The following is a 25427-nucleotide window of genomic DNA, read 5'->3' on the forward strand; positions in this document are numbered from 1 at the left end:
TTTCTTTCAGCCGAGGACTTCGATGTCGCCGCGCAGGGTGCGCGCGGCGGTGTGCAGGGTCGCCATGGCGGCGCTGCCGTTGGGCGCGTCGCTCCACAGGTGGACGAAGGTGAGGGCGGGTTGCGCGTCGAGCACCAGCGCGACGGTGTCGACGCCGTCGAGCCGGCCGCGCCAGCCGCCGGAGTCCGCGTTGCTTGCAAAGCCGCGTTGCAGCAGTGCGTCACGCACGGCGGCGGCCGGTGCGCGCACGGTCAGCGTGCGGCAGAAGTGCCAACCGGCGGGCACGGCATCGGCCAATACCGGCGGCGCGGCCGTGTCGGGCGACAGCGCGACCCACAGCATGCCCGCCGCCTCCACAGTGGGGAAGGTTTTCGCGCACACATTGCGCGGCGCCTGCATGACCGGGTGGGCCGGAATGCGCGTGCACTGCCCGCTGCCCGCTTCGTACTCCCAGCCGTGGTACGCGCAGGCCAGCCGGTTCTCGATGACCTGGCCCAGCGTGAAGCGCACGCTGCGGTGCGGGCACCGGTTTTCCCAGGCCTGGGCGCTGCCGTCGGCGGCGCGCCAGAGCGCGAGCTCCTGGCCCTGGGCGAAGCCGGCGACGATGTTGGCGCCGGGGCGCAGGTCGGCGGCGCGGGCAACGGGGTGCCAGGGGTTGGTGTCGTGTGTGTTCATTCGTCGTGGGGGTGCGGAAACTGGCGGGTCTGCAGGGCATTCGTATGACATGCCGGTGATACCGTACCGCTTCCGCCCCACCGAAGAAAGCCACATGAAGAGACGCATCTTTTCATTCCTGAAACGCTCGTCCGCATCCGGTGCGCTGTCCGTACCTGCTGCACGGGCCGCACGAACTGCAAGAGCCGAATGAGCCGCATCGACCTCGCGCTGGTCGAGGCCTTCGTGCTGGTCGCCCAAAGCGGCAGCCTCACCAAGGCCGAAAGCCTCTCGGGCACGTCGAAGGCCACGCTGAGCCGCCAGCTCGTGCGGCTCGAAGAGCTGCTGGGCGCGCAACTGCTGCTGCGCAGCCCGCGCCGCATGGCACTCACCGAGGCCGGCCGCGCCTTCCTGCTGCGCGCCGAAGGCCTGCTCGACGAGGTCACGGGCCGGCTCGAAGCGGCGAGCACCGAGGTCCACGAACTGACGACCGGCGTGTCGGGCCGGCTCTCGCTGCTGTCCGACACGCAGTTCAGCACCTCCTTCGTCTGCCATGTGGTCAAGCTGTTTCTCGCGTCGCACCCCGGCGTGCGCTGCCAGCTCGACGTGGCCAGCGGCTTTCATGCGCCGCGCGTGGACGATGTCGATTGCTACGTGTGCGCCGAGCCGCCCGATGCGCCCAACCTGGTGGCCAAGCTGCTGGGCCGGCTGAACTACGGGCTGTACGCGAGCCCGCAGTACCTGGCGCGCCACGGCACGCCGGGTTCGCCTGAGGAACTGTCGCGGCACCAGTCCATCGTGATGAAGGAGCCTTCGTCGACCCGCGCGCAGGTGTTGCTGGTGTCGGGCGCGTCGAGCTTCGCCTTCGGCCCCGAGCCGGCGTTCGAGACGAACGACCACTGGGTCATGAAGACCTTCTGCATCGACGGCCTGGGCATCGCGCTGCTGCCGGCCTTCTTCGTGCGGCCCGAGGTCGAGCAGGGCGTGCTCGTGCCGGTACTGCCGCAGTGGCAGCCCGAGCCGCGCCGCATCTACTGCGCCTACCAGCGCCAGCGCTACATGGGCCAGAAGCTGCGCGCCTTCGTCGACCTGATGGCGCGCTGCGTGGTGGACATCGACTCTTACAACTACTACGTCGGCTCGTCGGCCGGCAAGCGCCGCCGGACGGCCGCAAGACCATAATTGGCGCCCCCGGCCCCGGCCTTCCACCCACCGTCCACCCGTTCATCATGAAGAAAATCCTCGTCCTCAACGGCCCCAACCTCAACCTGCTCGGCACGCGCGAGCCCGAACAGTACGGACGCGACACGCTGGCCGACGTGGAGCGGCTGTGCAAGGAAACCGGCGCGAAGCACGGCGTGGAAATCGAATGCCGCCAGTCGAACCACGAAGGCGTGCTGATCGACTGGATCCAGGAGGCCGGCCGCGAAGTGGCGGCGGGCAACATGCTGGGCGTGGTGATGAACCCGGGCGCCTACACCCACACCTCCATCGCGCTGCACGACGCCATCAAGGGCGCGAGCGTGCCGGTGATCGAGCTGCACATCTCCAACGTGCACGCGCGCGAGGAGTTTCGCCACCACTCGTACATCTCGCCCGCGGCGCGCGGCATCATCGTGGGGCTGGGCGTGAAGGGCTACACCCTCGCCATCGCGGCGCTGGTGCCCTGATGCCTTTGACGGCTCGCTAGCCTCGCAGGTCTCTTTAGTACTGCTGCTTGGGCGCCGTGGCTTTCCAGCTGCGGCTCACTCGCCCGGCGTTGTCGATGCTCTCCAGGTGCACGTCGAAGCCCCAGAGCCGCGCGACGTGCTTCAGCACTTCTTCGGCGCCGTCGTGCAGCGGCAGGTTGTTGCGCTGCGTGTGGCGCAGCGTGAGCGAACGGTCGCCGCGCGTGGCCACGTTCCACACCTGGATGTCGGGTTCGCGGCTGCTGATGTCGTACTGCCGTGACAGCGATTCGCGCAGCGCCTGGTAGCCGCTGTCGTCGTGGATGGCCGACACCTGCAGCTCCGACTCGCTCTGGAAATCGCGGATGGCGAACAGCCTGAAGTCGCGCATGGTCTTGGGGCTCAGGAACTGGCCGATGAAGCTCTCGTCCTTGAAGTTGCGCATGGCGTAGTCCAGCGTCTTCAGCCAGTCGGAGCCAGCGAAGTCGGGGAACCAGCGGCGGTCTTCGTCGGTGGGCTTCTCGCAGATGCGGCGCAGCTCGGTGAACATCGCGAAGCCCAGCGCATAGGGGTTGATGCCGCTGTAGGCGCGGTGCCCCACGGGCGGCTGGTAGATCACGCCGGTGTGCGAGCTCAGCCACTCCATCATGAAACCGTCGGCCAGCTGCCCGCGGTCGTACATGGTGTTGAGCAGCGTGTAGTGCCAGAAGGTGGCCCAGCCTTCGTTCATGACCTGCGTCTGGCGCTGCGGGTAGAAATACTGCGCGATCTTGCGCACGATGCGCACCACCTCGCGCTGCCACGGCTCGAGCAGCGCGGCGTTCTTCTCGATGAAGTACAGCAGGTTTTCCTGCGGCTCCGACGGAAAGCGGCGCGCGGCATCGGATTCGGCCGCCTGCTCGCTGCGCCGCGGCAGCGTGCGCCACAGGTCGTTCACCTGCTGCTGCATGTGGCGCTCGCGCTCGGCGCGCTGCGCGCTTTCCTGCGCCAGCGAGCGCTTTTGCGGGCGGCGGTAGCGGTCCACGCCGTAGTTCATCAGCGCGTGGCAGGAGTCGAGCAACTCCTCGACCGCGTCGAGCCCGTGGCGCTCCTCGCACTCGGCGATGTAGTGCCGCGCATAGACCAGGTAGTCGATGATCGACGACGCATCGGTCCACATGCGAAACAGGTAGTTGCCCTTGAAGAAGCTGTTGTGCCCGTAGGCTGCATGCGCGATCACCAGGGCCTGCATGGCCATGGTGTTTTCTTCCATGAGGTAGGCAATGCACGGATCGGAGTTGATGACGATCTCGTACGCCAGCCCCATGTGGCCGCGCTTGTAGTTCTTCTCGGTGGAGATGAACTGCTTGCCGTAAGACCAGTGCCTGTAGATCATGGGCATGCCCACGCTGGCGTAGGCGTCCATCATCTGCTCGGCGGTGATCACCTCGAGCTGGTTGGGGTACACGTCCAGTCCGTAGCCGCGCGCGGTCTTCGCGATCTCGGCGTGGTAGGTCTCGATGAGGTCGAAGGTCCAGTCCGACGGGCTGGGCAGCCGCTCCAGCCGGGGCAGGGTGGAGGCGGGCGGGGGCGCGCGAAGAACCTTGGCCGTGGTGGCCGTGGTGCCTGAAATGACGGAGCTCATGACGTGACCCCTTCCTTCTTGAACAGGTCGCGGAAAACCGGATAGATGTCCTGCGCGTCCGACACCTTGCGCATCGCGAAGTTGGGCTGCACGCCCTCGAGCTGCGCGTACTCCTGCCACAGGTTCTGCTCGGTCTCGGCCACCTGCACGTAGGCGTAGTAGCGCACCATGGGGAGGATGTCGTTGACCAGCAGCTCGCGGCAGCGCCCGCTGTCCTGGTGCCAGTTGTCGCCGTCGCTGGCCTGCGCGCCGTACACGTTCCATTCGCCGCTGGGGTAGCGCGCCTTGATGATCTCGTCCATCAGCACCAGCGCGCTGGACACCACGGTGCCGCCGGTCTCGGTGGCGTGGAAGAACTCTTCCTCGGTCACTTCCTGCGCCTGCGTGTGGTGGCGCAGGAACACCAGCTCGATGGTCTCGTAGTGCCGCGTGAGAAACATGTACAGCAGCATGAAGAAGCGCTTGGCCATGTCCTTGCGCGCCTCGTCCATGGAGCCCGAGACGTCCATCAGGCAGAACATGACGGCCTTGGCGCTGGGCACCGGCGTCTTCACGCGGTTGCGGTAGCGCAGGTCGATGGGGTCGATGTAGGGCACGTGCCGCATGGTGCGGCGCAGCTCCGCGATGCGCTCCTCGGTCTCGCGGATCTCGGTCTGGATGAAGGCCTGCGCCGCCTGCGGATGCTGCTGCAGGTGGAGCAGGTGCGCCTCCAGCCGCTTGAGCTCCCTGCGCGGCTCGCCGCCCAGCGCGATGCGCCGGGCCAGCGCGCCGCGCATGGAGCGCACCACGTGCAGGTTGTTGGGCGAGCCGTCGCTGGTGAAGCCGGCGCGGTGGCTCTTCCACTCGGGCACGTCGGCGATCTGCGTGCGAATGAGGTGCGGCAGTGCCAGGTCGTCGAAGAACACGCGCATGAATTCTTCGCGCGTGAGGCGGAAGACGAAGTCGTCCTCGCCCTCGCCGCTGTCGCTCGCCTCGCCGCTGCCCGAGCCGCCGCCACCCCCGCCTTCGGGGCGCTTGATGCGGTCGCCCTTCAGGTACTCCTGGTTGCCCGGGTGCACGTACTCGCGGTCGCCGCCACGGGCATGGCCGAACACGGGTTCGGACACATCGTGGCGCGGCAGGGTCACGTCTTCGCCTTGCTCCAGCTCGCGGATGTTGCGCCCGCTCACCGCGCGCCGCACCGCCTCCTGGATCTGCCCCTTGTAGCGCCGGAGAAAGCGCTCGCGGTTGCCAATGGACTTGTTCTTGCCCGAAAGCCGGCGGTCGATGATCTGCTGCAGGATGGCCACGGTGTCTGCTCCCTTAGTGACTTATCAGGCCGCGTTCCTTCGTGAAACGCCGCGGAACCGGCTTTGCCGGGCCGCTGGCGTTGCCCCCTGCAAGGGGGTTGGAGAAGCGACACGAAGTGCGCGAAGCCTGGGGGTGTGCCATATCACGAACTCTTGCGCACCCGCAGGTACCACTCGCAGAGCAGGCGCACCTGCTTGGCGGTGTAGCCCTTCTCGACCATGCGCGTGACGAAGTCCTCGTGCTTCTTCTGCTCGTCGGCGCTGCTCTTGGTGTTGAAGCTGATCACGGGCAGCAGCTCTTCGGTGTTGGAGAACATCTTCTTCTCGATCACCGAGCGCAGCTTCTCGTAGCTGGTCCAGGCCGGGTTGCGCCCGCTGTTGCCGGCACGCGCCCGCAACACGAAGTTGACGATCTCGTTGCGGAAGTCCTTCGGGTTGCCGATGCCCGCGGGCCGCTCGATCTTCTCGAGCTCGCCGTTGAGCGACGCGCGGTCGAACACCTCGCCGGTGTCCACGTCGCGGAACTCCTGGTCCTGGATCCAGTAGTCGGCGTAGGTCACGTAGCGGTCGAAGATGTTCTGGCCGTACTCGCTGTAGCTCTCCAGGTAGGCGGTCTGGATCTCCTTGCCGATGAACTCGGCGTAGCGCGGCGCCAGCAGCTCCTTGATGTAGCTGATGTACTTCTGCTCGACCTCGGGGGCGAACTGCTCGCGCTCGATCTGCTGTTCGAGCACGTACATCAGGTGCACCGGGTTCGCGGCCACTTCGGAGCTGTCGAAGTTGAAGACCTTCGAGATGATCTTGAACGCGAAACGGGTCGAAACACCGCTCATGCCCTCGTCGACGCCCGCGTAGTCGCGGTACTCCTGGATCGACTTGGCCTTGGGGTCGGTGTCCTTCAGGCTCTCGCCGTCGTACACCTGCATCTTGCTGAAGGTGCTGGAGTTCTCCGGCTCCTTCAGCCGCGTGAGCACCGAGAGCTGGGCCATCATGCGCAGCGTGCCGGGGGCGCAGGGCGCCTGGGCCAGCGACGAGTTGCGCACCAGCTTCTCGTAGATCTTGATTTCTTCCGAGGCGCGCAGGCAGTAGGGCACCTTCACGATGTAGATCCGGTCGAGGAAAGCCTCGTTGTTCTTGTTGTTGCGGAAGGCCTTCCACTCGCTCTCGTTGCTGTGCGCCAGCACGATGCCGTCGAAGGGGATGGCACCGAAGCCTTCGGTGCCCTTGAAGTTGCCTTCCTGCGTGGCCGTGAGCAGGGGGTGCAGCACCTTGATGGGCGCCTTGAACATTTCCACGAACTCCAGCAGCCCCTGGTTGGCCAGGCACAGGCCGCCGGAGTAGGCGTAGGCGTCGGGGTCGTCCTGGGCGTAGGTTTCGAGCTTGCGGATGTCGACCTTGCCGACCAGCGAGGAGATGTCCTGGTTGTTCTCGTCGCCCGGCTCGGTCTTGGCCACCGCGATCTGGCGCAGCACCGACGGGAAGCGCTTGACGATCTTGAACTGGCGGATGTCGCCGCCGTACTCCTCCAGGCGCTTGACCGCCCAGGGCGAGAGAATTCGGTTCAGGTAGCGGCGCGGGATGCCGTATTCCTTTTCAAGGATCTCGCCGTCTTCGGTCGTGTCGAACAGCCCGAGGGGCGATTCATTGACCGGCGAGCCCTGGATGGCGTAGAAAGGAACGTGCTCCATGAGCTGCTTGAGCCGCTCGGCGATCGAACTCTTGCCGCCACCCACCGGGCCCAGCAGGTAAAGGATTTGCTTCTTTTCTTCCAGCCCCTGCGCGGCGTGGCGGAAATAGGACACCACCTGTTCTATGGCTTCTTCCATGCCATAGAACTCCTTGAACGCCGGATAGATCTTGATGACCTTGTTGGCGAAGATCCGCGAAAGACGGGGGTCGTTGCGGGTATCCACCAGTTCGGGTTCGCCAATGGCCTTGAGCATGCGCTCGGAGGCGGTGGCATACGCCGTGGGGTCGCGCTTGCAGGTGTCCAGGTAGTCCTGCAGCGAGATGACTTCCTCGCGGGTGCGCTCGTAGCGGGCGGCAAAGTTGCTGATCACATCCATGGTCACGCCTCCATCAAGTCAATGGGCTTTTGGCCCGATAGCGTGCAGCAAAGGCGATGCGCAACATTTAAAGGTTGTGCCTGCCCGTGGCTGCATGCCGCGGAAAACTCCCCTTACACAATCTGCTTAACAACCAGCATAAAGCAAAGATTGAACCTGGCAAATCATTTGTTAAATCAGAACCCCATCGCCGAGTAAAGTTCCTCGAAAAATGCGGAACGGATTTTCAAATTTCGGCTAAATTCAAAAGCTCGCTTTCTTAATTCTCCCCGGGTGAAACACCTATGACGAATGGCCATCGTCCATATTCCTGTTTTCTCCGGTAAAGCACCGCCTATTGAGCCTCGGGGCTCAATAAAACGGGGCGTCTTCCTCAATAACGCGCGATCTGCCGTTTGGTTTATTGCTCGTTGAAAAAAATATAAAAGCAATCCTCGCGCCACTTCTGCATGAGCGGCTTTCGCTTGTACGCGTGGGAACGCGACGCGGATGCGGGTCGGCGTGGTCCGAGGCGGTGCGGCAAACGCCGTGCTGGTGCCGTGCGCCGGCTTCTTGCGGCTCGATGCACCACGTTGAAGCAACGGACATGAAAAAGGGCCGCGGAGCGGCCCTGAGGGGAGGAGGGTGCGGTCACCCGAGATGAGGTCTCAGGTGTTACATGCCGCAGGAGAAGTGGCGTTCAATGCAGCACCGGGGTGCCGCAAAGCATGGAAAGCAGCGCGTTCGCCCTGCTGCTGCACGCCTTTGGTGCTGGCGGGCCTCCAAGCCCGCCGCGCACCGACTCAGCTGAAGAATTCCTTCGCTTTGTCGAACCAGCCCTTGTCGGTCGGGCTGTGCTTTTCGCCGCCCTTCTTCAGCGACTCGTCCAGCTCCTTGAGCACCTTGCGCTGGTGCTCAGTGAGCTTCACCGGCGTTTCCACGCGCACGTGGCAGTACAGGTCGCCCGGGTAGCTGGAGTTCACGCCCTTGATGCCCTTGCCGCGCAGGCGGAACTGCTTGCCGCTTTGCGTGCCCTCGGGAATGTCGATGGCCGCCGCGCCCTTGAGCGTGGGCACGTTGATCTCGCCGCCCAGCGCCGCCGTGGTCATGCTCACGGGCACCACGCAGTGCAGGTTGTCGCCATCGCGCTCGAAGATGTCGTGTTTCTTCAGCCGGATCTCGATGTACAGGTCGCCCGGCGGGCCGCCGTTCACGCCCGGCTCGCCGCTGCCGGTGACGCGCATGCGCTGGCCGTCGTCGATGCCGGCGCGAATCTTCACTTCGAGCGTCTTGTTGCGCTTGATCTTGCCCTGGCCATGGCACACGGTGCAGGGCTCGGGAATGATCTTGCCGCTGCCGTGGCAGGTGGGGCAGGTCTGCTGCACGCTGAAGAAGCCCTGGCGCATCTGCACCGCGCCCGCGCCGTGGCAGGTGGTGCAGGTGATGGGCTTGGTGCCGGGCTTGGCGCCCGAGCCGTGGCAGGTGTCGCACTCGTCCCAGGTGGGAATGCGGATCTCGGTGGTCTTGCCCTCGGCGGCTTCCTCCAGCGTGATTTCCATCGCGTAGCTCAGGTCGCTGCCGCGGAACACCTGGCGGCCGCTGCTGGTGCGCCCGCCCCGGCCACCACCGCCGCCGAACACGTCGCCGAAGATGTCGCCGAAGGCTTCCGCGAAGCCGCCGAAGCCTTCCGCGCCCGGGCCGCCGCGCATGTTGGGGTCGACGCCGGCATGGCCGTACTGGTCGTAGGCCGCGCGCTTCTGCCCGTCGGACAGCATTTCGTAGGCTTCCTTCACCTCCTTGAACTTGGCCTCGGCGTCCTTGCTGGTGTCGCCGTGGTTGCGGTCGGGGTGGTGCTTCATCGCGAGCTTGCGATAAGCCTTCTTGATTTCTTCCTCGCTCGCGTTCTTGGGGACGCCGAGGGTTTCGTAATAGTCGCGTTTGGTGGCCATGGCAGGTCGCTCAACAGGTCAGGGAAGCAGCAGGAAAAACGGATAACTCGGAAGCAAGAAAGGCTGGAGCACCTTTTCAGGTGTTCCAGCCTCGTGCAAGCGGCTGAAGATCAGCCCTTCTTGACTTCCTTGACTTCGGCGTCGACCACGTTGTCGTCGGCCTGCGCATGCGCAGCAGCTTCCGCGCCAGCCGGGCCGCTGGCGGCCGAGGCGCCGGCCGCGGCCTGCGATTCGGCATACATCTTCTCGCCGAGCTTCTGGCTGGCCGTCATCAGCGTGTTGGTCTTGTCCTCGATGGCGGACTTGTCTTCACCCTTGAGGGCTTCTTCCAGGTCCTTGATCGCGGCTTCGATGGCGTCCTTTTCAGCGGCTTCCAGGCTGGCACCGTGCTCGCCCAGCGACTTCTTCACGCTGTGCACCATGGCTTCGCCCTGGTTGCGGGCCTGCACGATCTCGAGCTTCTTCTTGTCGTCTTCGGCATTGAGCTCGGCGTCCTTCACCATCTTCTGGATCTCGTCTTCGGAGAGGCCCGAGTTCGCCTTGATGGTGATCTTGTTTTCCTTGCCCGTGCCCTTGTCCTTGGCGCCCACGTGCAGGATGCCGTTGGCGTCGATGTCGAAGCTCACTTCGATCTGCGGCGTGCCGCGCGATGCCGGCGGAATGCCTTCGAGGTTGAACTCGCCCAGCGCCTTGTTGCCCGAGGCGATGTCGCGTTCGCCCTGGAACACCTTGATGGTCACGGCCGGCTGGTTGTCTTCGGCGGTCGAGAAGGTCTGCGCGAACTTCGTCGGGATCGTGGTGTTCTTCGTGATCATCTTGGTCATCACGCCGCCCATGGTCTCGATGCCCAGCGACAGCGGGGTCACGTCCAGCAGCAGCACGTCCTTGCGGTCGCCAGAGAGCACCTGCCCTTGAATGGCGGCGCCGACGGCCACGGCTTCGTCGGGGTTCACGTCCTTGCGCGGCTCCTTGCCGAAGAAGGCCTTCACCTTTTCCTGCACCTTGGGCATGCGGGTCATGCCGCCGACCAGGATCACGTCGTTGATGTCGCTCACGCTGATGCCGGCGTCCTTGATGGCCAGGCGGCAGGGGGCGATGGTGCGCTCGACCAGCTCGTCGACCAGGCTTTCCAGCTTGGCGCGGGTGAGCTTGATGTTCAGGTGCTTCGGACCCGACGCATCGGCCGTGATGTACGGCAGGTTGATGTCGGTCTGCGCGCTGTTCGACAGCTCGATCTTGGCCTTTTCAGCGGCTTCCTTCAGGCGTTGCAGGGCCAGCACGTCCTTGCTCAGGTCGACGCCTTGTTCCTTTTTGAACTCGGCAATGATGTAGTCGATGATGCGCTGGTCGAAGTCTTCGCCGCCCAGGAAGGTGTCGCCGTTGGTCGACAGCACTTCGAACTGCTTCTCGCCGTCCACGTCGGCAATTTCGATGATCGACACGTCGAAGGTGCCGCCACCCAGGTCATACACGGCGATCTTGCGGTCGGCCTTGTCCTGCTTGTCCAGGCCGAAGGCCAGGGCCGCGGCGGTGGGCTCGTTGATGATGCGCTTGACGTCGAGGCCCGCAATGCGGCCGGCGTCCTTGGTGGCCTGGCGCTGGGCGTCGTTGAAGTAGGCCGGCACCGTGATCACGGCTTCGGTCACGGTTTCGCCGAGGTAGTCTTCGGCGGTCTTCTTCATCTTGCGCAGGATGTCGGCGCTGACCTGTTGCGGGGCCATCTTCTTGCCGCGCACTTCGACCCATGCGTCGCCGTTGTCGGCCTTGGCGATGGTATAGGGCATCAGGTCGATGTCCTTCTGCACTTCCTTTTCGCCGAACTTGCGCCCGATCAGGCGCTTGATCGCGTAGAGCGTGTTCTTCGGGTTGGTAACGGCCTGGCGCTTGGCCGAGGCACCGACCAGCACTTCACCGTCTTCCTGGTACGCGACGATCGACGGCGTGGTGCGGGCACCTTCCGAGTTCTCGATCACACGCGTGGTGTTGCCTTCCATGATCGACACGCACGAGTTGGTGGTGCCGAGGTCGATGCCGATGATCTTTGCCATGTTCTGTACTCCTGAAAGCCTGAAAAATATGTTGTTATGAACTTGTGGATAACCCGTCGCGATTCAAGTGGACGATGCGGGGATTTCCTGTGGGAATCTTGTGTGCGCGGTTCGCGTCTTTGCGTGATTACTTGGGTGCGCTGACCGTCACCAGCGCCGGGCGCAGCACGCGCTCGTTGATGGTGTAGCCCTTCTGGAGCACGGTGACCACGGTGTTGGGTTCCTGGTCGGCGGGCACCACCGAGATGGCCTGGTGCTGGTGCGGGTCGAACTTGGTGCCGGCGGCGGGCGCCACTTCGATCACCTTGTTGCGTTCGAGCGCGCTCTTCAGCTGGCGCAGCGTGGCTTCGGCGCCTTCGCGGATCTGCTCGGGAGTGGCGTCCTTGATGGCCAGGCCGGCTTCCAGGCTGTCGGTCACGGGCAGCAGGCTTTCGGCGAAGGCCTCGACGGCAAACTTGCGGGCCTTGGTAATCTCGTCGTCGGCGCGGCGGCGGGCGTTCTGCACGTCGGCCTGGGCGCGCAGGTACTGGTCGGCGAGTTCGGTGTTCTTGGCCTGCAGGGCAGCCAGTTCGCCTTGGGCCTGTGCCAGGGCGGCGAGGGCATCGGCTTCGTTGGCGGCTTGCGCGGCCTCCAGTTCTTCGGGGCTGGGCTCGCCTTGCAGCATTTGCGAATTCTGTGCGGATTGTTGCGGGTCAGTCATTTTTCAAAGAACCGGCGTGAGCCGGAAAAACAAACGATAGCCAGCCACTTGGGGCTGGCCCAGGGCATTTCAAGCGAAGAAATGCGCTGAAAAGGCCCGTTTCAGGGCCGGTTGGACATGAAAAAGGCCCGGAATCGGGCCTTTCAAGCCGTTTTGCGCAAACTCAGTGTGCGTCGAGCAGCTCGACGTCGAACTTCAGCGTGGCGTTCGGGGGAATCACGCCGCCGGCGCCGCGGGCGCCATAGCCCAGGGCCGCGGGGATGATCAGGGTGCGCTTGCCGCCGATCTTCATGCCGGCCACGCCTTCGTCCCAGCCCTTGATGACCTGGCCGGCGCCCAGCGAGAACGCGAACGGGTCGTTGCGGTCGCGGCTGGAGTCGAACTTGGCGCCTTGCACGCCGTCGTTGTAGAGCCAGCCGGTGTAGTGCACATGCACGTGCTGGCCGGCCTTGGCTTCGGAACCGGTGCCGACTTCGGTGTCTTCGTATTGCAGGCCGGAGGGGGTGGTAGGCATGGGAAACGCTCCTTGCGTCGATGGGTGTGAAATTGAATCGAAGGCGCGGAGTTTACCGAGGCCGGGCGGCGCCGGCCTGTCGTCGGTCAGCGGGTGCCGGTGTCGTCGGCGGGCGGCGCGGGTGTGGGAGCAGGCGCCGCCGTGGTGGCGGGGGGCTCGGTTGCGGCCGGCGCGGTTGGCGCATTGGTCCCGGGGGCTGTAGCTGGCGCAGCGGCCGTAGCTGCTGGAACGACCGGCGCCGCCGCCTTCTTGAGCTGCCCCAGCTGCCACTTGCCGGCGAAGGCCTGCAGGTCCGACAGCCGCTTGAGCAGGTCTTGCCCGCTGAGCGTGAGGCTGTAGCCGTCGCTGCCGTGGCCGACGATGCCGGCCTCGCGCAGTTCCTTGATGCGGGTGTTCAGCGTGTTGGGAGTGATGCCGCCCACGCTGTCCTGCAGCAGGCGAAAGGTCTGGGCATGGCCGTCGCGCAGGGCCCAGAGCACGCGCAGCGCGTAGCGGGCTTCGAGCAGGGCGAGCAGCTGGCTGACGGCAGCGTTTTCCTTGGTACTCATCGACATCATCTCCTCGAAGCTGGGCGAGCCACCGGGCCTCGCGTTCTTGTGGTTGGGGCTGGACCGTTTCTGACCGTCCAGGGCCGTCTCGTCGGCCGGCGACTATATCGCAAAGGAAGAGGATGCTACTAGTTTTATAGCTGTCGGCGCATGCTGCATGCGGGTTGTGAGACAAAGCCTCACAAATTGGTGTCACAAAACGGTGTCACGAACGGCGTGATGAACCGCACTTGCAGACCGGTCAAACGCCGGCATAGTTGGCCATGGCCTCGCCCAGGCGGATCGCGCGGCCCGGCGACCATTCCGGGTTGAACGCCACGGGCGGCTTGGGGAACAGCATGACGACGGTGGAACCGAGCAAGAAACGGCCCATCTCGTCGCCCTTGCGGATGTCGATCTGCTGGTCGTTGTAGCTCCACTCGCGCAGCTCGCCCACGCGCGGCGGGTTCACCACGCCGTGCCACACCGTGGCCATGCTGCCCACGATGGTGGCGCCCACCAGCACCAGCACGAAGGGGCCCTGCGCCGACTCGAACACGCACACCACGCGCTCGTTGCGGGCGAACAGGCCGGGCACGCCGCGCGCCGTGGTCGGGTTCACCGAGAACAGGTCGCCCGGCACGTGGATCATGCGCACCAGCCGCCCGTCGCAGGGCATGTGGATGCGGTGGTAGTCCTTGGGGCTCAGGTACAGCGTGGCGAAGCTGCCGTGCGCGAACTTGGCGGCCAGCGTGGCGTCGCCGCCCACCAGCGCCGTGGTCGTGTAGTTGTGGCCCTTGGCCTGGAAGATCTGGTCGCCCTCGATGGGGCCGAACTGGCTGATCGCGCCGTCCACCGGGCACACCAGGTCGGCCTGCGCCAGCGGGCGGGCGCCGGGCTTGAGCGCGCGCGTGAAGAACTGGTTGAAGCTCTTGTAGTACTCGACGTCCGACTCCAGCGCCTCGCCCATGTTCACGTCGTACTTGGCCACGAAGCGCCGGATGATCCACGTCGTGACAGCCCCCCGCTCCTTGCCCGCGACCCAGCCGGCGAAATTGGTCAGTGCCTGTTTCGGGAACAGGTATTGGGGCAGTACGGCGGAGCGGTCGGACACGTGGGGAGGGCCTGGAATTGGAATTGGAATCGGGGTCGGGAGGGGCATTCTATAAAGCGCTCCCGCGCCGGGGCGTAGGAAGCTTCCCTTGGTTTCCCGGCCCCGCCGCCGCTTCGGGCGCGCCGCGCGCCCGAAGCTAGTCGGCCTTGATGCCCGCCGCCTTGATCACCTGCGCCCACTTGTCCACCTCGGTCTTCTGGAACGCGGCGATCTGCGTGGTGCTCAGGTCGGTCGGCTCCATGCCGAAGCCCTTGAGCTTGTCCTGCATCTCGGGCGTCGCCAGGATCTTGCGGATCTCGGTGTGCAGCTTGTCGACCACCGGCGCCGGCGTGCCCGCGGGCACGAAGATGGCCTGCCACGACACCACCTCGAAGTCCTGCAGCCCCGGCACGCCCGACTCGGCCACCGTGGGCACGTCGGGCATCGAGGCCAGGCGCTTCGACGACGTGACCGCAATGGCGCGCAGCTTGCCGCTCTGGATGTGCGGGCCCGCCACCACGGTGGTGTCGAACATCATGTCGACCTGCCCGCCGATCGCGTCCTGGATGGCCGGGCCGCTGCCCTTGTAGGGAATGTGCGTGAACTTCACGCCCGACTTGAAGGCCAGCAGCTCCAGCGCCAGGTGCTGCGAGGTGCCCGTGCCCGCCGAGGCCGACGAGAGCCCGCCGGGCTTGGCCTTGCTGGCCGCGATCACGTCCTTCAGCGTCTTGTAGGGGCTCGACTGGCTCACCACCAGCACCACCGGGTTGGTGCCGATGAGCGTTACCGGGGCAAACGACTTGATCGGGTCGTAGCCGATCTTCGGGTACAGGCTCACGTTGATGGCGTGCGAGCTGATGGTGCCGCCCACCAGCGTGAAGCCGTCCGGCGCGGCGCGCGCGCCCACCTCGGAGCCCACGCTGCCGCCGGCGCCGCCCTTGTTGTCGATGATCACGCTGGTGCCCAGCACCGGGCCCAGCTTCTGCGCGATGAGGCGGCCCAGCACGTCGGTGGTGCCGCCGGCCGGAAAGGGCACGAGGTAAGTGATGGCCTTGCCCGTGGGCCAGCTGTTGCTGCCCTGCGCGAAGGCGGCGGGAAGCCCGGCGGCGAACGCGGAGCCGAGCGAGGCGCCGAGGGCGGTGCGAATGAGGGTGCGGCGTTGCATGTCAATGTCTCCTTATGGTTTTGGGTGGTGGCGCCGTGCGGGTTGGGTGCAGCCCCGTCACGGCACGTCGACGATCTCGATCCAGTTCGGGTTCTTGCCCACGTCCAGGTGCTGCGGCTTGCCCAGCGCGCCGGTGTCGGGGTCGATGGCATACAGAGAGATGCCGTTCGATTCCTGCCCCGCGGCAATCAGGTAGCGCCCGCTCGCGTCGATGGCGAAACCGCGCGGCCCCTTCTCGGTCGGCGTGAAGCCCAGCGGCTGCAGCTGCCCCGTTGTGCCATCGACCTTGAACGCCGACAGCGTGCTCGACGTGCGCTCCGACGCATACAGGTAGCGCCCGTCGGGCGTCAGGTGCAGGTCGGCGGCCCAGGGCTTGCCGGTGAAGCCGGCGGGCAGCGTGGTGGTGCTCTGCGCGAGCTTCAGCGTGCCGCGCGCGGCGTCCCAGGCGTACACGTGCAGCCCCGCGTCGAGCTCGTCGAGCAGGTAGACGTAGCGCTGCGCCTTGTCCCACACGAAGTGGCGCGGGCCCGACTTGGCGGCGGTGGCGGTCAGCGGCGGATCGTTGGGCGACAGCAGCCCCTTCTGCGCGTCGAAGCGCCAGCTGGAGACGTTGTCCGCGCCCAGGCTGGTCGCGAGCACGAACCGGTTGCTGGCGTCCGCGTGAATGGCGTGCGCGTTCGGCCCGGTCTGGATCAGCTGGTGGATGGGGCCGACCGTGCCGTCCTTGCCCACCGCGTTCACCGTGATCTTCCCGCCCTGGTACGAGGCCGCGAACAGCCACTGGCCGCTCGCGTCCAGGTCGATGTTGGCCATGCTGTCGGCCAGCGGCGCCTCGCCGAGCTTCTGCAGCGTGCCGCTGGCGCCGTCGATGGACAGCGCCGTCACGCGAAACGGCTGCGAGCGCAGCGCGGCGTACAGCACGCGCTTGTCGCGGCTCACCACCATCGGCATCACCGTGCCGCCGACGTTCAGCGTCTGCACGGGCTTGAGCGACCCTTGCGCGCGGTCGAGCTCCAGCACCGAGATCTCCTGGCTGTCCGCGTTCGACACGTACACCCAGGTTGCGGCGAGCGCCGGGGCCGGCGCGGCCGCGGCCAGCCACAGCAGCGATGCGATGGTCGTCTTCATCGCTGCGCCGCTCAGGGCTTGATGCCCAGCTTGGTGATCAGCGCCTTGAAGTAGTCGTTGTCCTTGGCCAGCGTTTCCTTGAAGGCGGCGCCGTCGGTGTACACGTAGCCCAGGTTCTGCTTGTCCATCACCTCGCGCAGCAGCGGCTCCTTGGCCGTCTTGGCGGCGATGTCGCGCAGCTTGGCCATCACTTCGGGCGGCGTGTTCTTCGGCGCGCCGAGGCCGCGCCAGGTGCCGATGGAAATGTCGATGCCGCGCTCCTTGGCGGTGGGCACCTTGTCGAAGGCGGCCATGCGCTTGTCGGCCATCAGCACCAGCATCTTCAGCTTGCCGGCCTGCACGTAGGTCGACACCTCGGCCGGGCTCACGGCCACCGCGTCGACGTGCCCGCCGAGCAGCGCCAGCACGGCCGGGCCGGCGCCCTGGAACGGAATGTGGTTGAACTTGGCGCCGGTCTTGTCTTCGAGCGCCGAGGCCGCCAGGTGCCAGATCGAGCCGGTGCCCGAGTTGCCCACGCCCATTTCGCCGGGCTTCTTCTTGGCCGCGGCCAGGAATTCCTCGATGGTGTTGTAGGGCGAGTCGGCCTTCACCGTGATGGCGGCCGGGTCGGCGTTGAGCTGCGCGATCGGCTGGAAGTCGTCGTAGTTGAACTTGGCCAGGCCCAGGTGCGGCAGCGTGAGCAGCTCCACCGTGAGCACCGCCAGCTTGTAGCCGTCGGGGCGCGAATGGATCACCTCGTTCCAGCCGATGGCGCCGCCCGCGCCGGGGCGGTTCACGATGACGATGCTTTCCGACATGTGCTTGCGGCTCGCGTCGGCGAAGGCGCGGGCCAGCGCATCGGTGCCGCCGCCGGGCTGGTAGGGCACGATCAGCTCGACCGTGTGGTTCGGGTAGTCGTTGCCGGCGGCCTGGGCGGCTGGTGCCGCGAGGCCGAAGGCGATGCAGGCCGCGCCGGTGAGGGCCGCGAACTTGCGCAGGAATTTCGTCGTCATCTTCGTTGTCTCCGTTGTTGATCTTTGAAAGCTGAAAAGTGAAAGCAGGGGAGCGCGCTCGGAGCGTGGCTCAGGGCGCGGCTCAGGGCATGTACTGCCCGCCGTTCACCTCGAGCACCTGCCCGGTGACGTAGCCCGAGAGCTGCTCCGAAGCCAGGTACAGGAAGGCGCCCACGCACTCCTCGGCCGTGCCGAGGCGCCCCATCGGGATGCCGGCGCGAAAGTTCTCCAGCATCGCGGGCGTCGAGAAGCGGTCCTGGAACGGCGTCTGGATGACGCCCGGCGCCACCGCGTTCACGCGGATGCGGTCGCCCACCAGCTCCTTGGCCAGCCCGTGCGTGGCCGTGCTCACGAAGCCCTTGGCGCCCGCGTACAGGTAGGCCGCGGGCCCGCCGCCGGTGCGTGCGGCCACCGAGGTCACGTTGATGATGTTGCCGCCGCCCTGCGCGCGCATCAGCGGCACCACCTCGCGGCAGCAGGCGAGTACCGAGCGTGCGTTGATGTGCATCACCTCGTCGAACAGCGCGTCGTCGAACTCGGCGATGGGCACGCGCTTGACCAGGCTGCCGGCGTTGTTCACCAGCACGTCGATGCGGCCGAACTCGTCCACCACCTGCTTCACGCAGTCGCGGATGGCGCCCGTGTCGCGCACGTCGGCCTTCACGGCCACGGCGGCGCCGCCGGCCGCGCGGATGGTCTCGACCACCTCGTTGGCCTCGGCGACCGAGCTGTTGTAGTGCACCGCCACGCGCATGCCGCGCGCGGCGAAGGCGATGGCCACCGCCGCGCCGATGCCGGTGCTGGCGCCGGTGACGAGGGCCACCTTGTCCTTGAGGTCTTCCATTTGCGTGCTCCGTGTGTGGTGTGTGTTCTGCAGGGAATGGGTTCAGGTGACCGGCGCCGGGTTGAACAGCACCAGCGCGTTGTGCAGCTTCCAGTGCTCGGCCCAGGTCTTCTTGCGGCCGCTGGCCACGTCGAGCATCAGGTGGAACATTTCCCAGCCGATGTCCTCGATGCTGGCCTCGCCGTCGGCGATGCGGCCCGCGTTCACGTCCATCAGGTCGTGCCAGCGGCGCGCCAGGTCGCTGCGCGTGGCCACCTTGATGACCGGCACCTCGGCCAGCCCGTAGGGCGTGCCGCGGCCGGTGGTGAACACGTGCAGGTTGATGCCCGCGGCCAGCTGCAGCGTGCCGCAGATGAAGTCGCTGGCCGGCGTGGCCGCGTAGACGAGGCCCTTCTGCGCCACCTTCTCGCCGGGCGCCAGCACGCCGGTGATGGGCGCCGAGCCCGACTTGACGATGGAGCCCATCGCCTTCTCGACGATGTTCGACAGCCCGCCCTTCTTGTTGCCCGGCGTGGTGTTGGCGCTGCGGTCGACGCGGCCCTTTTCCAGGTAGGCGTCGTACCAGGCCATCTCGCGGATCATGGCGGCCGCCACCTCGGGCGTGGCCGCGCGCGAGGTGAGCTGGTCGATGCCGTCGCGCACCTCGGTCACTTCCGAGAACATCACCGTGGCGCCCGCGCGCACCAGCAGGTCGGTGCAGAAGCCCACGGCCGGGTTGGCGGTCACGCCCGAGAAGGCGTCGCTGCCGCCGCACTGCACGCCCACCACCAGCTCGCTGGCGGGCACGGTCTCGCGGCGGCGCGCGTTCAGGCGCACCAGGTGCTGCTCGGCCTGGCGCATGACCGAATCGATCATCGACATGAAGCCGACGTGCTCGTCGTCCTGCAGGCAGACCACGTCGAGTTCGTCGCTGCCCGCCGCTTCGCCGCGCCGGTCGACGATGGGGATGCTGCCCGGCGGCAGCAGCCGCTCGGGCTGCAGCTTCTCGCAGCCCAGGCTCACCACCATCACCTCGCCGCCGAAGTTCGGGTTCAGGCTGATGTTGCGCAGCGTGCGAATGGGCACCACCGCGTCGGGCGCGTCGATGGCCACGCCGCAGCCGTAGCCGTGCGCCAGCCCCACCACGTCGTCCACGTTCGGGTACTTGGGCAACAGCTCGGCCTTGATGCGCTGCACCGCGAAGTCGATCACGCCGGCCACGCACTGCACCGTTTCGGTAATGGCCAGGATGTTGCGCGAGCCCACCGAGCCGTCGGCGTTGCGGTAGCCCTCGAAGGTGTAGCCCTCCAGCGGCGCCAGGGCGGGGGGCTTCACGGTGGCGATGGGCAGGCCGTCGAGCCCGGGCGCGGTGGGCATGCGCATCACGCGCTCGTGCACCCAGCTGCCGCGCGGCAGCGCCTTCAGGGCGTAGCCGATCACCACGTTGTAGCGCACGATGGCGTCGCCCTCGGCCAGGTCGGCCAGCGCCACCTTGTGGCCCTGGGGCACGGTGTCCACCAGCACGAGGCCGTCGCTGAACGCCGTGCCTGCCTTCAGGCCGCCGTCGTTCGCGACGATGGCCACGTTGTCCGCGGCGTGGATGCGGATGCGGTGCGGTGGGCGCATGGTTTCTGTCATCGTGGGTTCCTCGGGGCGTGCTCGGGCCTGCTGTGCTTACTTCACGACCATGAACATGCTGGGCAGCCAGGTCGAGAACGCAGGCACGAATGTGACCACGCCCAGCGCAAAGATCAATGCCCCGTAAAACGGCCAGATGGTGCGCATCACCGTGCCCACCGACACCCCGCCGATGGCGCACCCCACGAACTGGGTGGTGCCCACGGGCGGCGTGTTCAGCCCCAGCGCGCAGTTGATGAGCATCACGATGCCGAACTGCACCGAGGTCATGCCGTAGTGCTGGGCAATCGGCAGGAAGATGGGCGTGCACAGCAGGATGGTGGCGGCCATGTCCAGGAAGGTGCCCAGAACGAACAGGATGATGTTGATCAGCAGGAAGATGACCCACGGCGTGCTCGTCACCTGCGACAGCATCTGCCCCGTGAGCTCGGCCACGCCGTACAGGCTGATGAGGTAGCCGAAGGTGCTCGAGATGCCGATCAGCAGCAGGATCACGCCGGTGGTGCGCACCGCCTTCGACGCCGCCTTGATGAAGTGCTCCCACTTCAGCGTGCGGTACACGAAGATGGTCAGCCCCAGCGCATACAGCACCGCCACGGCGGCCGACTCGGTGGCCGTGAAGATGCCCGACAGGATGCCCCCCAGGATCAGCACCACGATGAACAGGCCCGGCAGCGCCGCCGCAAACGAGCGCCCCACGATCGTCCAGCCCGGGAAGCTGCCGGCCGGGTAGCCGCGCTTCACCGCCACCAGGTAGGCGGCCGCCAGGTTGCTGATGGTGAGCACGGCCGCCGGCAGCAGCGCCGCCAGGATCAGCGCCGCGATCGACACCTTGCCGCCCGCCGCGAGCGAATAGATGATGAGGTTGTGGCTGGTCGGCATCAGCGCGCCGACCAGCGCCGCGTGCGTCGTCACGTTGACCGCGTAGTCGGCGTGGTAGCCCTCCTTCTTCATCATGGGGATCATCACGGCGCCCATGGCCGAGACGTCCGCCACGGGCGAGCCCGAGACGCCGCCGAACAGCGTGCAGGCCACCACGTTCGACATGCCCAGGCCGCCGCGCACATGGCCCACGAGGTCGCGCGCCAGGTTGACGATGCGGTCCGCGATGCCGCCGTAGAGCATCAGCTCGCCCGCGAAGATGAAGAACGGAATGGCCAGGAACGAGAAGATCCCCATGCCCGAGGTCATCTGCTGGAAGCCGACCGCCAGCGGCAGGCCTTCATACAGCAGCGTGGCCAGGGCCGACAGCCCGATGGAAAAAGCGACCGGCACGCCCAGCAGCAGGAAGAGCGTGAAGGAAAGGCAAAGAATGAGAAGAGGAATGGTCATGGTCATGCCCACGAGGGTTCGACTTCGCGGCCTTGGGCCAGGGCGATGATGTGCTCGATGGAGAACATCACGATGAGCACGCCGGCCAGCGAGGCGGGCACGTATTTCCAGCCCTCGGAGATCCACAGCGTGGGCAGGCGGTAGTCCCACACCGATTCGGCGAGCGAGGCGCAGTTCCAGGCCATGGCCAGCCCGAAGGTCAGGATCAGCACGTGGATGAGGTATTCCATCTTCAGGCGCAGCCAGTCGGGCGCGAGCACCAGGAACGACTCCAGGCCGATGTGGCCCGCGTCGCGCACGCCCACGGCCACGCCGAACATCGTGACGTAGATGACCAGCAGCAGCGCCAGGCTTTCGGCCCAGGTGGGGGTGTTGTTGAGCACGTAGCGGCCGAACACCTGCCAGCTCACCGCGCAGATCACCGCGACGAGACCGAGGATGCCCAACCACATGCAGGCACGGGCGAGGGTGCGGCAAAGTTTGGTGTACATGTGAGTTCTTCTTTGTCTTTCTCCCTCCCCCTGTGGGGAGGGCAGGGGTGGGGGCAGGCGGCGCAGCTGTTCCCGCGCCGTCGTGCCCCCCTCCCGACCTTCCCCCGGCAGGGGAAGGAGCCAATTCAACGGACCGACTTGCTTACTTCGTGTCCTGCACGCGCTTCACGAGGTCCTTGAGCTTCGCGTCGGTGATGAACTTGTCGTACACCGGCTTCATCGCGGCCTGGAACGGGGCCTTGTCGACTTCGATGATCTCGGCGCCGCCGGCCTTCACCGTGGCCAGCGACTTCACTTCGCGCTCTTCCCACTGCTTGCGCATGTAGGGCACCGACTCCTTGGCGGCCTGGCGGATCCAGCCCTGCTCTTCGGGGGAAAGCTTGTCCCACGCGCGCTTGGAGAACAGCAGCATCTCGGGGGCCATCGAGTGCTCGGTCTTGCTGTAGTACTTGGCCACCTCGAAGGCGCGGGCGCTCTCGTAGGTGGGGTAATTGTTTTCCGCCGCGTCGATCAGGCCGGTCTTCAGGCCCGTGTACACCTCGCCCATGGGCATCGGCGTGGCGTTGGCGCCCATGGCTTCCAGCATCGACACCCACAGGTCGGACTGCTGCACGCGAACCTTCAGGCCCTTCATGTCGGCGAAGCTGCGCACCGGCTTCTTGGCGGTGAACATCGAGCGGGCGCCGCTGTCGTAGTAGGCCAGGCCCACGAAGCCCTGCTTCTCGCACGACTTCAGGATCTCTTCGCCGATGGGGCCGTCCAGCACCTTGTGCAGGTGGTCCACCGAGCGGAACAGGAAGGGCATGGTCGGCACCTGCGTCTCGGCGCAGATGTTGTTCATGGGCGCGATGTTCACGCGCACCATCTGCAACGCGCCGATCTTGGTCTGCTCGATAGTGTCCTTCTCGCTGCCGAGCGAACTGTTGTTGAACACCTTGATGCTGTGCTTGCCGCCCGACAGCGCCTTCAGGCGCTCGCTCATGAACTTCACCGCGGTCACGGTGGGGTAGTCGTCGGGGTGGATGTCGGCCGAACGGAACTCGGTGGCGTGTGCAGCCAATGTGGTCAGCGCGGCTGCGGCGCACGCGGAAATTGCGATAAGGGTCTTGGTGAATTTCATTTGTCTCATCCTCTGCTTTGGTGGTTGTCGAAAGGGGTGCGCCGTGCCGTCTTCAGGTGCCGAACATCGGCTCTGCAACGCCCTGCGCGCCGGGCCGCAGCGCGAACACGCCGCCGGCCAGGGGCTGGTCCGACAGGTCGATGCCGCCGGGCCGGATGGAGGTGACGAACAGCGTGTCCAGGCCCGCGCCGCCGAAGGCGCACATGGCCGGCTTCTTCACCGGCACTTCGAGCGAGCGGTCGAGCCGGCCGTCGGGCGTGAAGCGGTGCACCAGGCCGGCGTCGTTGCCGCAGATCCAGTAGCAGCCGTCGGTGTCCATGGCGGCGCCGTCGGGGCGCCCGGGCAGGGGCTGCATGTCGATGAACAGGCGGCGGTTGCGGGGCGTGCCGGTGTCGGTGTCGTAGTCGAAGGCCCAGACGGCCTGCACCGTGGGGTGCGAGTCCGACAGGTACATGGTGCGGCCGTCGGGGCTGAAGGCCAGGCCGTTGGGCACGATGAAGTCGTCCATGCGCAGGGCCGCGCCCGAGTTGCCTGTGTCGCCTGTGTCGCTCCTTGCGTGGCTGTAGAGGCGGCCGACGCGCGCGCCCGCCGCCATGTCCAGCAGCATGGTGCCGGCCCAGAAGCGGCCCTGGCGGTCGCAGCGGCCGTCGTTGAAGCGCATGGCCGGCATCGCGTGCTCGACCTTGGCCAGCGAGGTGGCGGCCAGCGTGCTGTCGGCCTGCGGCTTCAGCGAGAAGAGGCCGCTTTCCATGCCGGCGATCCACTCGCCGGGGACGTCCGCGCGCGGGGTGATGCAGGCGATCATTTCGTTCGCGGTCCACATCGCATGGCCTTCGCCCGCGTGCCAGCGGTTCAGCGTGCGCGCCGGAATGTCGACCCAGTACAGCGCCTGCTCGCGCGCATGCCACACCGGGCTTTCGCCGGTGGCGTTGCGCGCGTCGAGAACGAGCTCAGCCGGCATCGCCGAACGGGCCCTGTGCGGTGAAGGCGCCGCCCTGGTAGATGGCGTTCGGGTCGTTCGGCGCCACCGGGGGCTGCTGCTCGACCTTGTCGCGGAACACTTCCGAGCCGTCCTGCGGCACGAAGCCCAGGTGCGCGGCGGCGCTGTTGTCCCACCACACGTCGCGGTTGTCCGACATGCCGTAGACCACCGTGTGCTTCACGTCGGGCGTGAACAGCGACTTCTCGATCAGCGTGGTCAGGTCGCGGTAGCTCAGCCAGGTGCTCATCATGCGGCGGTTGAGCGGCTCGGGGAACGAGCTGCCGATGCGGATGCTCACCGTCTCGATGCCCCAGCGGTCGAAGTAGAACTGCGCCATGTCCTCGCCGAAGGACTTCGACAGGCCGTAGTAGCCGTCGGGCCGGCGCGCGGCGTGCGCGTCGATGTGCTCGCTCTGCTTGTAGAAGCCGATCACGTGGTTCGAGCTGGCGAACACCACGCGCTTCACGCCGTGGCGGCGCGCGGCCTCGTACACGTTGAAGATGCCCTTGATGTTGGCCTCGAGGATTTCCTCGAACGGCCGCTCCACCGACACGCCGCCCAGGTGCACGATGGCGTCGCAGCCTTCCAGCAGCGCATGCACCGCGGCCTTGTCGGAGAGGTCGCAGGGCACCACCTCTTCGCTCGCGTCGGCGGCCGGGGCCAGCGAGGCGATGTCGGACAGGCGCAGCACGTCGGCGTAGGGCTTGAGCCGCTCGCGCAGCACCTTGCCCAGGCCGCCGGCCGCGCCGGTCAGCAGCAGCCGGTTGAGTTTGTTCTTCGAGGCTTCCATCTTCACTCGTCCGTTCAGAGCTTGGTGATGCGTTCGGGCAGGTCGCGGTTGTGGTACTTCTTGTAGATGGCGTTGAGCTTGCCGTTCTTCTGGTTCGTGACGACCCAGTTGTTCACCCACTCCTTGAGCTTGGGCTGCTCCTTGTTCAGCGCGATGCCCAGGTCGAAGTCCTTCTGCGCGAACTTCAGCTCCAGGTTCTTCGTGGGCGCCTGCTTGACCATTTCGCTCAGGTTCGACGGCGTGCTGGAGAACAGGTCGATCTGGCCGGTGACCATCGAGGTGATGAGCGTGGCGTCGTCCTCGTAGCGCACGATTTCCGCGCCCTTGGCCTGCTGGGTGGTGAGCGTGTCGTTCACGGTGGCGCGCGTCAGGCCGATGCGCTTGCCGTTCAGGTCGGCGTAGTCGGCCACCTTGATGCTCTTGGGGCCGCCCACGATGATGCTGATGACCGCGTAGGGCACCGAGAAATCGACGACCTTCTCGCGCTCGGGCGTGATCGACAGGTCGGCAATGACCAGGTCGGCGCGCTGTGCCTGCAGCGTGGGCACGCGCGCGGCGTTGGTGATGGACACGATTTCCAGCTTCACGCCCAGGTCCTTGGCCAGCTGCGTGGCGGTGTCCACGTCGGAGCCGGTGGGCTGCAGGTTGGCGTCGGCAAAGCTGAACAGCGGCGTGCCCATGGCGATGGCCACGCGCACCTTGCCGGCCTTCTTGATGTCGTCGAGCTGGTCGGCCATGGCCGCTTGCGCCACGCCGCCCACGAGGGCCAGCGCGATGCAGGTGCGGGTGAAGAGGTTGCCGAGTTTCATGAAAGTCTCCTGGAGTGAATTGATATGGGAGTGATGAAGGAACCCGG

General features: G+C 66.3%; 23 protein-coding genes. 2 read left to right on the plus strand and 21 right to left on the minus strand.

Annotation, left to right across the window (positions count from 1 at the left end; translation table 11 throughout):
* Positions 1–6: 6 nt before the first annotated feature.
* Positions 7–675, minus strand: a complete 669-nt coding sequence (locus AB6807_RS01385; RefSeq protein ID WP_371083237.1) for a Rieske 2Fe-2S domain-containing protein — start codon at positions 673–675, stop codon at positions 7–9.
* A 189-nt stretch (positions 676–864) separates the two neighbouring features.
* Here AB6807_RS01385 and AB6807_RS01390 point away from each other — a divergent pair, with 189 nt between their 5' ends.
* Positions 865–1836: a LysR family transcriptional regulator gene (locus AB6807_RS01390; RefSeq protein ID WP_371083238.1), complete on the plus strand. Its 972-nt coding sequence runs from the start codon at positions 865–867 to the stop codon at positions 1834–1836.
* A gap of 47 nt (positions 1837–1883) precedes the next feature.
* Positions 1884–2324 (plus strand): type II 3-dehydroquinate dehydratase, encoded by a 441-nt coding sequence (gene aroQ, locus AB6807_RS01395; RefSeq protein WP_093237655.1) that lies wholly within the window; start codon positions 1884–1886, stop codon positions 2322–2324.
* Between the two features lie 34 nt (positions 2325–2358).
* Here aroQ and AB6807_RS01400 read toward each other — a convergent pair whose 3' ends face one another.
* The 20 genes from AB6807_RS01400 to AB6807_RS01495 form a co-directional block, all read right to left on the minus strand.
* The gene (locus AB6807_RS01400; RefSeq protein ID WP_371083239.1) at positions 2359–3945 is read right to left on the minus strand and encodes a SpoVR family protein; all 1587 of its coding nucleotides are present in this window, start codon (positions 3943–3945) and stop codon (positions 2359–2361) included.
* Complete coding sequence (locus AB6807_RS01405) at positions 3942–5234, minus strand: YeaH/YhbH family protein (RefSeq protein WP_116908018.1); 1293 nt, start codon at positions 5232–5234, stop codon at positions 3942–3944. The genes AB6807_RS01400 and AB6807_RS01405 overlap by 4 nt, the downstream gene beginning before the upstream one ends.
* A 143-nt stretch (positions 5235–5377) precedes the next feature.
* Positions 5378–7300, minus strand: coding sequence for a PrkA family serine protein kinase (locus AB6807_RS01410; RefSeq protein WP_116908017.1), 1923 nt, complete (start codon positions 7298–7300; stop codon positions 5378–5380).
* Positions 7301–8082: 782 nt separating this feature from the next.
* The gene (gene dnaJ, locus AB6807_RS01415; protein ID WP_116908016.1) at positions 8083–9228 is read right to left on the minus strand and encodes a molecular chaperone DnaJ; all 1146 of its coding nucleotides are present in this window, start codon (positions 9226–9228) and stop codon (positions 8083–8085) included.
* Positions 9229–9338: 110 nt separating this feature from the next.
* Positions 9339–11276 (minus strand): molecular chaperone DnaK, encoded by a 1938-nt coding sequence (gene dnaK, locus AB6807_RS01420; RefSeq protein ID WP_116908015.1) that lies wholly within the window; start codon positions 11274–11276, stop codon positions 9339–9341.
* A gap of 127 nt (positions 11277–11403) precedes the next feature.
* Positions 11404–11976, minus strand: a complete 573-nt coding sequence (gene grpE, locus AB6807_RS01425; RefSeq protein ID WP_116908014.1) for a nucleotide exchange factor GrpE — start codon at positions 11974–11976, stop codon at positions 11404–11406.
* Between the two features lie 163 nt (positions 11977–12139).
* Positions 12140–12490 (minus strand): FKBP-type peptidyl-prolyl cis-trans isomerase, encoded by a 351-nt coding sequence (locus AB6807_RS01430; RefSeq protein WP_116908013.1) that lies wholly within the window; start codon positions 12488–12490, stop codon positions 12140–12142.
* A gap of 86 nt (positions 12491–12576) precedes the next feature.
* The gene (locus AB6807_RS01435; RefSeq protein WP_371083240.1) at positions 12577–13038 is read right to left on the minus strand and encodes a winged helix-turn-helix transcriptional regulator; all 462 of its coding nucleotides are present in this window, start codon (positions 13036–13038) and stop codon (positions 12577–12579) included.
* 241 nt (positions 13039–13279) lie between these two features.
* Positions 13280–14131 carry an archaetidylserine decarboxylase gene (gene asd / locus AB6807_RS01440; protein ID WP_116908012.1) on the minus strand — a complete coding sequence of 284 codons (852 nt, stop codon included), beginning with the start codon at positions 14129–14131 and terminating at the stop codon, positions 13280–13282.
* 136 nt (positions 14132–14267) lie between these two features.
* Positions 14268–15275 (minus strand): Bug family tripartite tricarboxylate transporter substrate binding protein, encoded by a 1008-nt coding sequence (locus AB6807_RS01445; RefSeq protein WP_371083241.1) that lies wholly within the window; start codon positions 15273–15275, stop codon positions 14268–14270.
* A 57-nt stretch (positions 15276–15332) separates the two neighbouring features.
* Entirely contained in the window at positions 15333–16403 is a 1071-nt protein-coding gene (locus tag AB6807_RS01450; protein ID WP_371083242.1) for a lactonase family protein, read from the minus strand.
* Between the two features lie 11 nt (positions 16404–16414).
* A complete protein-coding gene (locus AB6807_RS01455) occupies positions 16415–17395 on the minus strand; it encodes a tripartite tricarboxylate transporter substrate binding protein (RefSeq protein ID WP_116908009.1) in 981 nt (326 codons plus the stop codon).
* 82 nt (positions 17396–17477) lie between these two features.
* Entirely contained in the window at positions 17478–18239 is a 762-nt protein-coding gene (locus AB6807_RS01460) for an SDR family NAD(P)-dependent oxidoreductase (RefSeq protein ID WP_116908008.1), read from the minus strand.
* Between the two features lie 42 nt (positions 18240–18281).
* Positions 18282–19856: a galactarate dehydratase gene (garD, locus tag AB6807_RS01465; protein WP_371083243.1), complete on the minus strand. Its 1575-nt coding sequence runs from the start codon at positions 19854–19856 to the stop codon at positions 18282–18284.
* A gap of 36 nt (positions 19857–19892) precedes the next feature.
* Positions 19893–21188, minus strand: coding sequence for a TRAP transporter large permease (locus AB6807_RS01470; protein ID WP_116908532.1), 1296 nt, complete (start codon positions 21186–21188; stop codon positions 19893–19895).
* A gap of 2 nt (positions 21189–21190) precedes the next feature.
* The gene (locus tag AB6807_RS01475; RefSeq protein ID WP_116908006.1) at positions 21191–21679 is read right to left on the minus strand and encodes a TRAP transporter small permease; all 489 of its coding nucleotides are present in this window, start codon (positions 21677–21679) and stop codon (positions 21191–21193) included.
* A 142-nt stretch (positions 21680–21821) separates the two neighbouring features.
* On the minus strand, positions 21822–22799 hold the full coding sequence (locus AB6807_RS01480; RefSeq protein ID WP_116908005.1) for a TRAP transporter substrate-binding protein: 978 nt from the start codon (positions 22797–22799) through the stop codon (positions 21822–21824).
* A gap of 52 nt (positions 22800–22851) precedes the next feature.
* Entirely contained in the window at positions 22852–23760 is a 909-nt protein-coding gene (locus AB6807_RS01485) for an SMP-30/gluconolactonase/LRE family protein (protein ID WP_371083244.1), read from the minus strand.
* The gene (locus AB6807_RS01490; protein ID WP_371083245.1) at positions 23750–24571 is read right to left on the minus strand and encodes an NAD-dependent epimerase/dehydratase family protein; all 822 of its coding nucleotides are present in this window, start codon (positions 24569–24571) and stop codon (positions 23750–23752) included. The genes AB6807_RS01485 and AB6807_RS01490 overlap by 11 nt, the downstream gene beginning before the upstream one ends.
* A gap of 14 nt (positions 24572–24585) precedes the next feature.
* On the minus strand, positions 24586–25380 hold the full coding sequence (locus AB6807_RS01495; RefSeq protein ID WP_116908002.1) for a transporter substrate-binding domain-containing protein: 795 nt from the start codon (positions 25378–25380) through the stop codon (positions 24586–24588).
* Positions 25381–25427: the final 47 nt, after the last annotated feature.

The organism is Variovorax sp. RCC_210 (genome assembly GCF_041355175.1).
Lineage (GTDB): Bacteria > Pseudomonadota > Gammaproteobacteria > Burkholderiales > Burkholderiaceae_C > Variovorax.

Coding starts and splice junctions, on each gene's coding strand:
- AB6807_RS01385 (WP_371083237.1), bottom strand. CDS start 675: ATGAACACACACGACACCAACCCCTGGCACCCCGTTGCCCGCGCCGCC.
- AB6807_RS01390 (WP_371083238.1), top strand. CDS start 865: ATGAGCCGCATCGACCTCGCGCTGGTCGAGGCCTTCGTGCTGGTCGCC.
- aroQ (WP_093237655.1), top strand. CDS start 1,884: ATGAAGAAAATCCTCGTCCTCAACGGCCCCAACCTCAACCTGCTCGGC.
- AB6807_RS01400 (WP_371083239.1), bottom strand. CDS start 3,945: ATGAGCTCCGTCATTTCAGGCACCACGGCCACCACGGCCAAGGTTCTT.
- AB6807_RS01410 (WP_116908017.1), bottom strand. CDS start 7,300: ATGGATGTGATCAGCAACTTTGCCGCCCGCTACGAGCGCACCCGCGAG.
- dnaJ (WP_116908016.1), bottom strand. CDS start 9,228: ATGGCCACCAAACGCGACTATTACGAAACCCTCGGCGTCCCCAAGAAC.
- dnaK (WP_116908015.1), bottom strand. CDS start 11,276: ATGGCAAAGATCATCGGCATCGACCTCGGCACCACCAACTCGTGCGTG.
- grpE (WP_116908014.1), bottom strand. CDS start 11,976: ATGACTGACCCGCAACAATCCGCACAGAATTCGCAAATGCTGCAAGGC.
- AB6807_RS01430 (WP_116908013.1), bottom strand. CDS start 12,490: ATGCCTACCACCCCCTCCGGCCTGCAATACGAAGACACCGAAGTCGGC.
- AB6807_RS01435 (WP_371083240.1), bottom strand. CDS start 13,038: ATGAGTACCAAGGAAAACGCTGCCGTCAGCCAGCTGCTCGCCCTGCTC.
- AB6807_RS01445 (WP_371083241.1), bottom strand. CDS start 15,275: ATGCAACGCCGCACCCTCATTCGCACCGCCCTCGGCGCCTCGCTCGGC.
- AB6807_RS01450 (WP_371083242.1), bottom strand. CDS start 16,403: ATGAAGACGACCATCGCATCGCTGCTGTGGCTGGCCGCGGCCGCGCCG.
- AB6807_RS01455 (WP_116908009.1), bottom strand. CDS start 17,395: ATGACGACGAAATTCCTGCGCAAGTTCGCGGCCCTCACCGGCGCGGCC.
- AB6807_RS01460 (WP_116908008.1), bottom strand. CDS start 18,239: ATGGAAGACCTCAAGGACAAGGTGGCCCTCGTCACCGGCGCCAGCACC.
- garD (WP_371083243.1), bottom strand. CDS start 19,856: ATGACAGAAACCATGCGCCCACCGCACCGCATCCGCATCCACGCCGCG.
- AB6807_RS01470 (WP_116908532.1), bottom strand. CDS start 21,188: ATGACCATTCCTCTTCTCATTCTTTGCCTTTCCTTCACGCTCTTCCTG.
- AB6807_RS01475 (WP_116908006.1), bottom strand. CDS start 21,679: ATGTACACCAAACTTTGCCGCACCCTCGCCCGTGCCTGCATGTGGTTG.
- AB6807_RS01480 (WP_116908005.1), bottom strand. CDS start 22,799: ATGAAATTCACCAAGACCCTTATCGCAATTTCCGCGTGCGCCGCAGCC.
- AB6807_RS01485 (WP_371083244.1), bottom strand. CDS start 23,760: ATGCCGGCTGAGCTCGTTCTCGACGCGCGCAACGCCACCGGCGAAAGC.
- AB6807_RS01490 (WP_371083245.1), bottom strand. CDS start 24,571: ATGGAAGCCTCGAAGAACAAACTCAACCGGCTGCTGCTGACCGGCGCG.
- AB6807_RS01495 (WP_116908002.1), bottom strand. CDS start 25,380: ATGAAACTCGGCAACCTCTTCACCCGCACCTGCATCGCGCTGGCCCTC.